Raw genomic sequence first — 13,211 nt, 5'->3', positions numbered from 1 at the left:
GAGCCCATTACGCAATTATGTGTAAAGCATTTTCCCGCAATACGGCATATCGTTCAGAAGTCTGGCTACGAATCTTTGGCAACATTTCAATCGTGTTCATTCAGATTTCGATTTGGAAGGCATTACTCGGCACAGGTACTTTAAAGGGTATCGATATAGGAGCCATGATTACGTATTCGCTTATCAATATGTCGGTATCTATGATATTAATGAGCAAAGTTATTTATGTGGTGGATGATAAGCTGAAGACAGGAAATATTACGTCAGATTTATTGAAACCGATCAGTTATCCGTTGCTCTTATTTTTTGATCAATTAGGAAATGTTGTCTTCCAAATCATCTTCACCGTGGTTCCGACGATAATCATTTCATGGCTGTTATTCGGGCTTAGCTTCCCGAGAGAACCTTATGCGATTGCTGCATTTGTTGCAAGTCTATTGCTGGCGTTACTTATTTCTTTTTTTCTGGGCTATCTTATAGCACTGGTGTCGTTCTGGTTTCTAACCACATTCGCCTTGGATTGGATGATTACGGCATTGATAACCGTGTTCTCAGGATCATTTCTGCCATTATGGTTCTTTTCAGCGGAGTGGAAATTCATTGCTGATATGCTCCCGTTTCAATTCTTAGGATTTGTGCCTGCAGCCATATATATGGAGAAGATGGATGGAAGTGAAATCATCTGGATGATGGGTAAGGGAAGTATGTGGGTGTTGCTGCTATGGTGTGCTACCAAGTTACTTTGGTGGAGGGCTATCAAACGGCTAGAAATACAAGGTGGTTAAAGGAGTAAAGCTGAGGGTGGGAATTCATGAATATTCGATTGTTTTCATACTTTATTAAATTAATCATTAAGTCTCGCATGGAATATCGGGGAGCATTTATGATTGGGGCAGTAGGTCAGATCCTAGGTTATGCAGCCAATTATCTAGTAATTTGGTTGCTTTTGCAAAATTTCGATACCATAAACGGCTGGAATTGGACGGAAATTGCTTTCTTGTACAGCTTAAATATACTTACCTATGCCATAGGAGCTTCTTTTACATACTCACCGATGGTAGGACTAGATCAGACGATCATTAATGGTGATTTCGATAAGTATTTAACGAAACCATTATCACCATTTACCTACTACTTGGCGAGCTTATTCAACATAGGCTATATTGCTCACATTGTTATATCAGTCTTTGTCCTTCTATGGTCGATATCGCAAGTTGATATGGGGTGGACTGCTGTAAAGATCATCTATCTGTTTCTCGCAGTTATTAGTGGTTCTTTCCTGCAGGCAGCGGCTTTAGTTGTCATTGGTTCGCTTTCCTTTACTTTTTTACGTGTACAATATCTGTTCTCGATTCTATTTAAAATCAAAGAGTTCATTGCTTATCCGATTTCTATATATGGAACCCTGCTACAACTGATTCTGACCTGGATTATTCCTCTTGCCATGATTAATTATTATCCAAGCTTGTATCTGTTTGATGAAAGTATATTAACAAATAAGCTCCTGGGTATCGTGGCACTCGTCATTGGGCCTTTAGCTTTCTATCTTTCCTATAAGTTATGGATGCGTGGAGCGAATAAATATCAGGGGGCTGGAGGATAGATCATAATACAATAGACCTATTTTGTAGAATCGTGGTAGAATTTAGGTTATATTGGAATGGGGGATGAAGTATGTCATATGTGATAGCAATTATTATTGGACTTACAGTAGGTATTCTATTTAACATTAGAATGAAGAAAAAGAGGCAAGCAGCTCTTAATAAATCTTCTAATCAGTTACAAGCTATGAAGAATCAATTGACGAATACCCCAACGCAAGAATTTATGTCAGCTGATAATAAATGCCTTCTTTCACTTGATGAGACCGCTGGAAAGATTAACTTTACCACAGAAGAGAGTAATAAGACTTACGACATGACAGATATTCTGGGTATTCAACCTATTAGTCATGGATCGACATCACAAGATACGACAACGAGGGAGAACGTGTTTGGTAACTTATCCTCGACGACTAGAACGAGTAGGAAGGTAAGTCGGCTTGAATTGAAGATTACTGTTAAAGATATGGTTACGCCACATCACAGTATTTTCTTTTATCATGGTCCGTTTGCAGTGAATGAAGGGCATCCTTATTTAGAAAAAGCTGAGACGAAGATGAACCATTGGATTGGAATTCTCAATGTCATGATGAGTAGAGGGAATGGAATCGATGAGGTATCCGCTAACATACATAACATAATGGAGTCAGCAAAAGCACAAGTAACACAGTTACAACCCCAGAACTCCGTTGCAGATGAGTTAGTCAAAATTTCTAATTTATTACAACAAGGGATGATTACACAAGATGAATATAATTCTCTTAAGGCAAAATTGATTTCCTAGACAACAGACTTATGAGTGAATGTCTAGACAAGAGAATTGACAACGGTCTTGTCATTCTCTATACTGATTTTAATCTAATATACGGTATACGTTGAAGGAATAAGTAGCATGCTGTCACTGTTATTCAGAAAGCTAGGGGTTGATGCGACCTAGCACAAACAGTCTTGCGAATTACACTCTGGAGTATCTTAGGTAACACTAAGCGGACTAGCCAACGATATGATGGCTATGAGTGGTATGAATAGTAGTTTTGTAACGCTATTTATGCAATTTGGGTGGTAACACGGTTATTCAATCGTCCCTATGTCTATTGTAGACATAGGGGCGATTTTTGCGTAATGGCGTTATTGTACGTATAGGGATGAATCAAGAAAATAATACTTAAAGGGGATAGATGATCATGAGTAACATGAATATTATTGATGAGCTAGAATGGCGCGATGCGATTAACCAACAGACAGATGCAGAAGGATTACGTAAATTAGTTAGTGAAAAGAAGATTGCGCTGTACTGTGGTGTCGATCCAACCGGGGATAGCATGCATATTGGACACTTAATTCCGTTCATGATGATGAAGCGATTCCAAGCATTCGGACATCTACCTGTTATCTTAATTGGTGGAGCGACAGGGACCATTGGGGACCCAAGTGGACGTCAATCAGAACGTCAATTACAGACGTTAGAGCAAGTACAAGACAATGTGAACGCACTAACAGCGCAAATGAAGAAGTTATTTGTTACAGATAACGATGCTCAACTGAAGATGGTTAACAACTATGATTGGACTCATTCATTAAACATTATCGACTTTTTACGTGACTATGGGAAGAACTTCAGTATCAATTCGATGCTTGCCAAAGATGTTGTATCAAGTCGTCTAGATAGTGGGATATCATTCACTGAATTCACTTACCAAATTCTTCAGTCCATGGACTTCCATCATCTGTACGCAGAAGAAGGTGTTCAATTACAGATTGGTGGATCTGATCAATGGGGTAACATCACAAGTGGCTTAGACTTGATTCGTAAAAAAGAAGGTCCAGAAGCGACAGCATTCGGATTAACGATTCCATTAATGTTGAAATCAGATGGTACGAAGTTTGGTAAATCTGCAGGCGGTGCGATCTGGCTAGATCCTGAGAAGACATCACCTTATGAATTCTACCAATTCTGGTTGAATCAAGATGATCGTGATGTGGTTAAATACCTGAAATACTTCACATTCTTATCTAAAGAAGAAATTGCTGAATTGGAGAATAAGGTTACAACAGAACCAGGTAAACGTGAAGCACAACGCGTACTTGCTGAAGAGATGACGAAATTCGTTCATAGTGAAGATGCCTTAGCACAAGCCATTAAAATCTCAGCAGCCTTATTCAGTGGAGACATTACATCATTAACAGCAGATGAAATAGAGCAAGGATTTAAAGAAATGCCTACGTTCGAAGCTACCAAAGAAACCAAGAATATTGTGGACTGGTTGGTAGACCTAGGTATCGAACCATCTAAGCGTCAGGCAAGAGAAGATATTACGAATGGAGCTATTTCCATGAATGGTGAAAAAGTAGTGGATGTAAACACAGAGGTGTCTGCAGACAAATCATTCGATGGTCGGTTTATCATTATTCGTAAGGGCAAGAAGAAATATAGCCTAATTAGATTAGTGGATTAAGAAATCCAGACCGTTTAGTCGACGTTATAAAAAAGATCAAATAAACAAGCTGACTCCTATACGTAACGGGAGTCAGCTTGTTTATTTGGCGTTGTCACTGTGTCTCGTGACATGCATGAATATATATTTTATCTTGAAAGGTAAAAAATAGGAGGTTATATTCCGATATATGTTAGATGTGGTGTTTACTGGACAGCACGGGCGGTAGAGATAGCCTGAAAGATAACGGCTCCGGCAGGAAGTTAGCAGGTGATGCTGGATGAGGCACAAAGCACTAAATATATATTGGGAGGTTAATATGACGACAATCATGAATAACGCCATAGGCAGTATACGCATCGAACCATTTGAAATTCTACATTTGCAAAATATAAGAATAACCAAGGGGATCAACGAACATTCGAAATTAACGTTCTCTGCTATTATATCTGAAGAAAAAAGGGACGGATATGTAACCAAAACGAATGCAGAAACCTTTATCAAGGTTCTGATTCAAGATCATGATGGAGAGCGAGAGCATGGTTTGTTTACTGGGTTAGTTACTAAAATAAGGGTCAATGCATCAAGAGGCGTCTACTATTTAAATATAGAGGCTATTTCTCATTCTTATCTTCTGGATATTAAACGGAAAAAGCGTTCTTTTCAGAATCCCAATATTCTATACAGCTCACTAATTGATGAAGTGATTTCGCCATATACAGATTCGGATATCATTGATGTCACAACAGCCAAAAAGAAGACTAATACGTTGATTATGCAGTACGAAGAAACCGATTGGCAGTTTCTGAAACGAATGGCTTCAAAATTTTACACAGTATTGGTTCCCGTGAGTGGATTTAATGCACCAAAGATTTATTTTGGTGTCCCTACAGACCAAGACAAGGGAGAACTGACTACAATCCGTTATACGGTGCATAAGGATATGGCAGCATATAAGCAAGCTGTAGATAACAGCGTCCCAGGTGTCAGTGATACAGATTATACGATATATGAAGTGATATCAGCACAACTGCTTGAGCCCGGTCATGAGGTGATGTTTAAGTCCCGCCATTTGGTTGTAGCATCAGTCATTTCAGAAACAAGAAACGGCATCATCGAACATGAATATAAGCTGTGTCCTAGAAAAGGTCTGCGACAGAAGAAAATGTATAACGAAGCGATCATCGGTGCATCGATTCAGGGGAAGGTAATCCAGATACGCAGAGATACGGTAAGAGCTAAGTTGGACATGGATGATCAACTAGATGCTAATTCAGATTATTGGTTTCCGTATTCGACCATATATGCATCTGAGGATAATACGGGGTGGTATTGTATGCCAGAGATGGGTGACAGCATACGTATTTATTTTCCAAGCAAAAAAGAGGAGGAGGGCATCGCAATCAGCTCTGTTTCGCGGGTGATCCCACCTAAGCCGACGGCTCCTTCAACACAGTCTACTGCAAGCTCTTCACCAAGTCTGGTTGTACAGAATGTGGATAAGGACCCTAAAGAAGATCCCGATACAAAAACCTTCTCCACGAAATACGGAAAAATCATTTCCTTGGGTCCAACTTCTATCATTATTAAGTCAGGAGATATGTTTATCACGCTAGATGATGAGAAGGGAATCGACATCGTTAGCAATAAAGATATTTCGATTACTGCCAACAATAATATCGTACTATCTTCCAGTAACATACGTATCTCAGCCAATACATTATCTCTATCGGGTAAAGACAACAAGATCTTGCTACAAGAAGAGAACATTGTCATAGAAGGAACGGAAATTAAAATGAATTGAGTAGGTGGGGAAGATGAATAGAGAAGAGATTCTGCAGGAAGTCACATCCAGCATGTTGGAACCTGCCATAGCAGAAGCAATTTCGGTCTTGGAGGCCGAGTTCCAAACCCAAAAACATCAGCTAATCGAAGGTTTTATCCACTCCTTTCGGGAAATGTGCCTACAAATCCAACATATGCAGGATACAGGAGAGAAGGCGCCAATTGGCTATATTCACTATTCATTACTTCGTACCTCCATATTACAGGGGAAATACACTTATCTGATCGAGGCATACTCGGAAGATTGGTATGGTGATGAGGATGAATGTCTAAACATATATGATGCTTCGTGGGCATTCAAATCGTTCGTTCCTCTTCAGGAACGGCTTGCCCAGAAACTAAAAATGTATTTCGGGTTGTTTAATCCTGGGGATAGCGAGCGACTAATGCTAACGTATATCCCATATTATCATCAGTTTATAGTCGCTATTGCCCGGATGGCCGTGTGTCAAGCGATGGAGCTACCAGAAGCGCAGCAAATAGCGAAATCAGACACCTTTCGTGTGCGAATCGGAGAATTCAAGGATATTAGTGAAGATATTTATATTAGCGATCTAAAGGTCGGAACCCTGGAGAGTGTCAAGAGACTTCAGAGAGAAGAATGCCAATTGGCTTATGGAGCGCTAGCAGGCTTAACTCTGCAAGGGCACAACCTGGACAATACGGAGATGAGATACGCCGATCTCAGGCGAAGCCATCTAATAGAATGCCAAATACGGGGGAGTATCCTGATTGGGACGCGCTGGGGAGGTTCCACTTTGTGTAGTACCGATTTCAGCTATTCTCTAATATCCGATGCGGATTTCAGCCACTGTGACTTGCGCGGGGCCTCGTTCTGCCATGCAAGCGGGGAAGATTTCAATGATCCCTTGTATCGTTCACCAGGACTGCAAGGGATCAGCTTTGCACATGCCAATCTAGAAGATACGGATTTTAGAGGCGCATCACTATACGGCGCTAATTTTGAAGGAGCTAATCTTCAAGGGGCTGTTTTTATAGAAGAAGATATAGCCAAATATCGATTTACCGATGAACAGCTACGATCCATTATGATGCCACCTCACAAGAAGGAGGGGACAATATGAGACCATACTACTTGCTGACAGAGGACCATCGGATTACGAATAAGATAGCACCTAAGGGTAAAGAAATGACAGATTCTTTCAATATACTTCCACCCCTTTCTGTAGTTCAAGTAAACCATACTTCTCCCGAGCAATACCTAGATTGGTTCATCAAACCGAGGCTCATGATGTCAGATGATATGAAAAACACCTTGGTTATGTATAATCCGAAAATGGAGTGTAAACACATGGACCTTGTAGATCAGCAGCATTCCCAATATACATATTGGTCATTTAACGTCCCTTCCGTGGACTGTTTATCTATGGAGACTGAATTCTATCCAGACGGGAGATTGAAAAAGCTCGTGCTGGATCATGGGAAAATTAAACGGCATCATTTTTTTACAATACAGGGAATCATGGAGCCGTATCACATCATTAGCCTTGACGCGGCTGAAAGCTTACTGCGTAGAGGTATGACCGGCTTTATTCTGGAGAATGTCATTCAATCCGGAGGGGGTAAGTATGAGCACACATTGGGATGAAAAAATAGCGGGTTTCCTAGCTCAGCAACAGCGCGACCGCGAACTGTATGACGAAATGGATGGAATTACCGAGCAGACCTGGATGGAGATGGTAGAGAGTGGCGAAGTCCGGTTCAAGGATCAAACGATTGTACTGGAGAACAAATCGTTATTTGATAATAAATTACAGATCAGACTTCCAAAAGACCTGACCTCTATGCCTAAAGGGATGTTGGAAAGGGAGGGCAAACCTCGAAATCGGGATCAATATTTATTTGTGAGCGATCAAGAGGAACTTGCGTGTGGACTTAACTGGATGGAACAAGCAGAGACGGCTGCCGATCTTGAAATATTAAAAACGTGCATGATGATTGAAAGTAAAGGAAAAAAACCAGAAATCCGTCTGTTTGAATTAGAGGATGAAGCCCTCAAAGAGATGAACATAGAAACCTATGATTGTCTCGTTCCGACGGAGCAGGGCCAAATCTATCAACTGATTTTTCTAACCCTATTTAGAGAAAGAGTGTTGATGGGTACCTTCCAATTCAAAGCTGAACATGCCACTCTGTGGAGACCGTTGTCTGCGGCCATTATTCAATCTGTGCAGTTTACATGAACAATTAAATTGAACCCGTGGTAAGGAGGGAGCTTTATGTCATCAATAGGTGCGATTATTAGCTTAATATCGGCAGGTTTGTTTGCAGAAGCAGAGACCTATGTTGTACGAGGTGCAGAATTAACTTGCAGTGAAGGGACTTATCCAACCAGCTTGAACTTACCGCGATCCCATGGGGTGTATATCAAAGAGAAGTCCGTGATGAACACAACCGATTGTGTGGTCGAGAAAAACATTGGATTGTTCGGTTTCTGCAAAAAAACAGGTACAGTATGTCAGCCAGAGCTGTGCGGAATATGGTCGAAAGGGAAAAAGGACTTACTGATTGACGAGCACCCTGCTTTGGTGGATAGTGCCAATCTGACATGTGTGTTAGGAGGGATAATCAGCATTGCTAAGAACGGCGGTCAGGAATAATGGTGAATGGTTATGAAAGGGGGGGACGCAGTGGTCTATCAGGCGGCGGAGAATTATACTACGAATGAGACGCTACAGGTGGTCTGGCCCTACGGTGCGATACGTATTGAGCAACTGAAAATCACGCATCAGGTGGGGGAACATGTCCGATTACGGCTTATGGGTAGAGTAGCCGAGGAAATGGAAGAAGAGATTCTGATGAAGTCTGGACTTCATGATTGTATTGAAGTGTACGATTCATCAGGTGGGGGAGCCCCGAAGCCTCTGTTTCTGGGACAGATTCATCACATATCGATTCAGGTCATGCATGAGCAATATCAGATCGTTGTAGAAGCAATCTCACATACCTATAACATGGATACATTGAAGAAAAAAAGAAGCTTTCAACATGTCGAGCAGCAGTATACAGAGATTTTCGACGAAGTCGTTGCGAGTTATACGAATAGTGACTACATCGATCATACGTTTAACGACCGACATACAGGTAAGTTAATCATGCAGTATGAGGAGACGGACTGGTCCTTTCTGAAAAGGCTCGCCTCCCATGCAGGAGTGTCATTAATTGCGGATATCACAGCGCATAAACCTCGCTTTTGGATTGGTATTCCCGAAGGGAGGAATCAGATCATTCTGAAAGACAGTCACCCCTTTGAAGTGACGCGCCGAATCCAGGCTTATTTGTATACCACGTCAAGTAATCATATACAGAATACTCAGAATAATACGACAACTTATACCTTTGAGTGGATGAGCGCCCTAGATATCGGGGATGAAGTGATTAAAGACGGGGATACCTACATCATTGCAAAAAGACGGGCTGAAATGAGGCAGGGGCAGCTAATATGGACGTATGAATGTGGTCCACGGGCAGGCTATAATAACAGTAGAATACATAATACCTCCATCATTGGAGCTGCCATCAACGGTACAATTATCGGGGTAAGCCGTCAACAAGTAAAAGTCCATCTGGATATGGATGCTGATCAGAACCCTGATGCGGCCCAGTGGTTTCCCTACGCAGCAGAGGGGAATCAAGTGTGGTATATGATGCCAGAGAAAGGCAGTAAAGTGAAATTGTACTTTCCTAGCAGGGAAGAGGATGAAGCTTTGGTCATTCAATCGGTGAGGCAGGAGCCGGGAGTGACCTATGCAGAGAAGCATCAGCAGAAGATGGCTGATCCTGGAGTGAAGACCTTCGGAAATCCGCAGGGCAAGGAGTTCACGCTAGGAGACAAGGAACTGAATATCACAGGAATGGACGGTCAATTGTACATTGGGATGAATAGCTATACCGGGGTGAATCTTGCAGGGAGCCAACAGGTGAGAATTCTAGCCACGGGTAGTCTTCAAATAAGTGGAGATCAAGTGGAAGTGAAAGCAAGTGAAAGCTTGTCGTTGGAAAGAATTGCTGATACGCTGGAAGCAGAAGAGGGATCTGCGCCGGTATCTGGGGTAACAGGAACGCTAGCTCTAGGGGAAGACATCAGCTCCAAGAGCGAGCTAATCGCATTTGCTTCCACCGGGGAGAGAGAAGAATACGAGCCTATCCTCAGTGAGTTTGAGAAGGATGTACAGAAGCGGGGGATCGAGGAGGTTCGTTTACAGAAGTTTGTGGAAAATTATAAATCCAGATCTCAAGGGAGTACTGATGCAGGTATAGAGGCGCTTAAAGGACTTTGGGGCTTCGTGGTAGATGTCGCAGATATGGGGTACACGACTGCTGAACAAATTCTTTCGCCTCTTCGGATGCAAAGCTGGGATGAGGCGGGACAAGGAGTACAAGATACTTACGAGTTTGTAAGTGGGAAAAAAGTGGCACCGCTGGAGGAACGGAATGACACACTAAAGGCTATGCTTTCAGGAATTGGTTACACGTGGGATCTTGTCAACTTCAAGAAATCAAAGGAAGAAATTTTGGAAGACACTAAGGGGATGTTAACATCAGCGAAGGAAAGTATCGTAGATCCTGCAGTGGCCAGTTTTAAGGGAAGATCATTAAGCTACTATACGAGCACGAAAGAAGAAAATTACGATTTGGGATACGCTCAAGGCCAAACGACATTAGTCGTTGCGGAGGTCGCACTAACAGTTGCCTCAGAGGGAGCCTCTCTGGCAAGTAAAGTTGGAAGACTGAAGAAGGGACTTAAGGATGTAATAACAGACCCGAAAAAAGCGATTTGGGATACGCTTGGCCCTAATGGAAAGCTTTTTGGCAAAGGTAAGGTCGTGTACGATGGACGCTTCAAAACCAGAGGAACTCTTTTTGAGAGAGTGATGGAGAGTCTTGGAGACACAGCCAACAAGATGAAGAAATCTATGATAAGGGATGCCCCATACCATGTCTTAATCCGTGAAACTACAGCCGGTATTAACTCACTTGATATAGTCAAGAATGAGAAGTCCAGATTTTTCTCGATGGACGGGGATGGGCCGGGTGGGAAGAAGCGTGGAGATGAGGGGACGGGTAATGTTAAATTCCCTGATTTATATTCAAATTGGAAATGGGATGTACCAAAGAGTCTGCCCACATACGGTCATGCATACTCTAAGCATGGCTCACATATTCCTGATGCTAAATTAAAAGCTAGGGCAATTAATGATAAAGTTCAGATTGGAAGGTGGGATAATCAAAAAGATGCTGCAAAACTAATATCAGAAGTTGCGAAACAAGGACCGGGAGTTTATGACATAGAATTGCCGAGTAATGTTGGAGGGACATCATTCCTGAAAACAGGAGAAAAGGTTCCAGCAGATAGAGCAATTATTGTTGTTAGAGAGGACAACAGTATAACAAGTGCATATCCATACAATAGTAGCCATCCTACAAAGCCAGAAAGGTGATAAAATGAACAAATATCCGATAGGAGTTACACCAGGGGCAAGAATTAATCTTATCGAAAAATTTGATTTATCAGATGCACATTACATTGATTGGGAAATTATAGTTGCAGATCCTTCTAAACTTCAAGAATTTATTCATGGTTATAGATCTAATAATTGGAGTGTAGATGAAAAGTACGCTCTTATGGTTATTATTGTGGCTTCATATGAAGAAGCACTTAAAAAAAATAGGGAAGAAGAAACTATTTGGAATGAGATTCGAAGTATCCTAATAACTGATATGGAAATTCATGTGGAGACTATAATTACTTGGTCATTAAAAGAAGAGGAGTATACTCAGGAAGAGATTGACGATGGTGATGGCTTTCTCATAACAAAGCGTATGATAGAAGTTTACGATTTTTGTAACATTCAAGCTCTTGTAGATAAAGATCGCTGGAACTCATTTGATACCTAGTCATGAAGAAAAAATCTTGGTAGTTATCTAGTGCAGAATGAACCTAGCGTATAGTTAAAGTTGTATGCAATTTATAAAAAATGTAAATCCGATCACTATGTAAGAGTAAAATCGTACAACAACGCCACAATGCGAGCTAGCCACTCGTGTTGTGGTTTCTTTTTTATATGCTGCGCTATAACCTACCTATATAAGGAAAATAATCGCTTGAAGGAAGCGTAAATATGGCAGCTCTTGTTAGCTATCGTGTTATTTGTTTATCTCAGACGACACAAATTCCCTTCCATATCAATAGATAATCGTTGGAGAGGATCAATCATGGAGAAATTGCTTCACACACATGAGTATGAGAACGAGAAGGAGGAGATTATCCGCCAGTTTGTCGACAATGAAGGTGTGATCGTTGAGCAATACAAACTGGAACTGCGTTGGGTGAAAGAAGATCAATTTGTCTACGTAGGTAGCCGTGACCACAGGTATGGAGAAGGTACACAAAGAGTTTAATAATGGACATGACGTTATCATTGGCACAAGAAAAAAGCCATTGATGAAGAAGGGGATCTAAATGGAATAATATGTTATTATCAATAAGGGGCAGATGGTAGATACAATTATAAGTAAGATTGAGCTATATAAACAAGCATATTTATTAGAGTGTACATTTGATAATCTTAAAATTGGTAAATATTGATTTTCATTCATCGGTTTTATGCTCATCAACTTAAAAAAATGCTATTTTAGATAACTGTGATTTATATAAAACAGATCTGGGTTATACGGATTTTTCTAATTCTCTTATTAACGAGGTAAGATTCAGTAAGGGATGGTTGATATGATGGAACACGGAAAGCTTTTTGTTGAAGAATTTCCTGAGGTTGGAGAATTGATTGAACGTTTATTTATTAAAAGAGAATTAGACGAATGGTATAGAATGAAATGTGCTGAAATATTAGAAGTACCAAATGAATTTAATGAGATTGGTAATCTAAAGCAAATTGAAAGCAGAAATAGGATTAGTCATTCGACAGATATTTTAATACATCTGCACGATATATCAGGTAAAGAAGGCTTCTTACTTGGTCAACAAATAAATGTGAAAATTTCTAAATTGTTTCCGATTTATATTTTGGATTATAGCTATTCTATAAGACATAACTTGATAGAGGGTATTTTTGAAATTGATGGGACTGCCGAATCTTTAGAAATGATACAAGCTACTAATCAAATTAACAGGATTATGACTTCAAAAGGGTACACTGAGATCAGTCATCTTTATGATTACTACGATACCGTTTGTGAGTGGGACGTTTTGCCAAATATTGAACCGTTCAACAGAAGATTAACTTTAGGAGATGCTTTATTTACGGATGTGTTAGAACTATGTTAGCTATGGTTATACGGATATTTATTC

General features: G+C 40.7%; 14 protein-coding genes and 1 other annotated feature. All 14 genes read left to right on the top strand.

The features are described 5' to 3' along the window. Nucleotides 1-17: 17 nt before the first annotated feature. Entirely contained in the window at nucleotides 18-785 is a 768-nt protein-coding gene (locus PGLA_RS21135; RefSeq protein WP_161487976.1) for an ABC transporter permease, read from the top strand. A 26-nt stretch (nucleotides 786-811) separates the two neighbouring features. Continuing rightward, nucleotides 812-1,603 carry an ABC transporter permease gene (locus tag PGLA_RS21130; RefSeq protein WP_068536700.1) on the top strand — a complete coding sequence of 264 codons (792 nt, stop codon included), beginning with the start codon at nucleotides 812-814 and terminating at the stop codon, nucleotides 1,601-1,603. A gap of 71 nt (nucleotides 1,604-1,674) precedes the next feature. Continuing rightward, nucleotides 1,675-2,385 (top strand): SHOCT domain-containing protein, encoded by a 711-nt coding sequence (locus PGLA_RS21125; protein WP_068536697.1) that lies wholly within the window; start codon nucleotides 1,675-1,677, stop codon nucleotides 2,383-2,385. An 82-nt stretch (nucleotides 2,386-2,467) separates the two neighbouring features. Continuing rightward, nucleotides 2,468-2,691, top strand: a binding site (T-box leader). Nucleotides 2,692-2,794: 103 nt separating this feature from the next. Beyond that, nucleotides 2,795-4,057 carry a tyrosine--tRNA ligase gene (tyrS, locus tag PGLA_RS21120; RefSeq protein WP_068537139.1) on the top strand — a complete coding sequence of 421 codons (1,263 nt, stop codon included), beginning with the start codon at nucleotides 2,795-2,797 and terminating at the stop codon, nucleotides 4,055-4,057. Nucleotides 4,058-4,355: 298 nt separating this feature from the next. Further along, a complete protein-coding gene (locus PGLA_RS21115; RefSeq protein WP_245700216.1) occupies nucleotides 4,356-5,840 on the top strand; it encodes a type VI secretion system Vgr family protein in 1,485 nt (494 codons plus the stop codon). A 13-nt stretch (nucleotides 5,841-5,853) separates the two neighbouring features. Continuing rightward, nucleotides 5,854-6,966 (top strand): pentapeptide repeat-containing protein, encoded by a 1,113-nt coding sequence (locus PGLA_RS21110; protein ID WP_068536694.1) that lies wholly within the window; start codon nucleotides 5,854-5,856, stop codon nucleotides 6,964-6,966. After that, nucleotides 6,963-7,490: a hypothetical protein gene (locus PGLA_RS21105; protein WP_068536684.1), complete on the top strand. Its 528-nt coding sequence runs from the start codon at nucleotides 6,963-6,965 to the stop codon at nucleotides 7,488-7,490. Before PGLA_RS21110 ends, PGLA_RS21105 begins: the two co-directional genes overlap by 4 nt. Then, nucleotides 7,471-8,085, top strand: a complete 615-nt coding sequence (locus PGLA_RS21100; RefSeq protein ID WP_068536683.1) for a hypothetical protein — start codon at nucleotides 7,471-7,473, stop codon at nucleotides 8,083-8,085. Before PGLA_RS21105 ends, PGLA_RS21100 begins: the two co-directional genes overlap by 20 nt. A gap of 36 nt (nucleotides 8,086-8,121) precedes the next feature. After that, entirely contained in the window at nucleotides 8,122-8,502 is a 381-nt protein-coding gene (locus PGLA_RS21095) for a DUF4280 domain-containing protein (protein WP_068536681.1), read from the top strand. 6 nt (nucleotides 8,503-8,508) lie between these two features. After that, nucleotides 8,509-11,343: a contractile injection system protein, VgrG/Pvc8 family gene (locus PGLA_RS21090; protein WP_145939637.1), complete on the top strand. Its 2,835-nt coding sequence runs from the start codon at nucleotides 8,509-8,511 to the stop codon at nucleotides 11,341-11,343. 4 nt (nucleotides 11,344-11,347) lie between these two features. Beyond that, nucleotides 11,348-11,800 (top strand): hypothetical protein, encoded by a 453-nt coding sequence (locus PGLA_RS21085; RefSeq protein WP_068536676.1) that lies wholly within the window; start codon nucleotides 11,348-11,350, stop codon nucleotides 11,798-11,800. Nucleotides 11,801-12,118: 318 nt separating this feature from the next. Then, nucleotides 12,119-12,304 (top strand): hypothetical protein, encoded by a 186-nt coding sequence (locus PGLA_RS21080; RefSeq protein WP_068536672.1) that lies wholly within the window; start codon nucleotides 12,119-12,121, stop codon nucleotides 12,302-12,304. A gap of 230 nt (nucleotides 12,305-12,534) precedes the next feature. Beyond that, nucleotides 12,535-12,636, top strand: a complete 102-nt coding sequence (locus PGLA_RS29850; protein WP_211269603.1) for a hypothetical protein — start codon at nucleotides 12,535-12,537, stop codon at nucleotides 12,634-12,636. Continuing rightward, nucleotides 12,636-13,187: a hypothetical protein gene (locus tag PGLA_RS21075; RefSeq protein ID WP_068537135.1), complete on the top strand. Its 552-nt coding sequence runs from the start codon at nucleotides 12,636-12,638 to the stop codon at nucleotides 13,185-13,187. Before PGLA_RS29850 ends, PGLA_RS21075 begins: the two co-directional genes overlap by 1 nt. Nucleotides 13,188-13,211 lie beyond the last annotated feature (24 nt).

Source organism: Paenibacillus glacialis (genome assembly GCF_001637205.1).
Taxonomy (GTDB): Bacteria; Bacillota; Bacilli; order Paenibacillales; family Paenibacillaceae; genus Paenibacillus_AQ; species Paenibacillus_AQ glacialis.
This window is presented reverse-complemented; position numbering and strand designations above follow the sequence as displayed.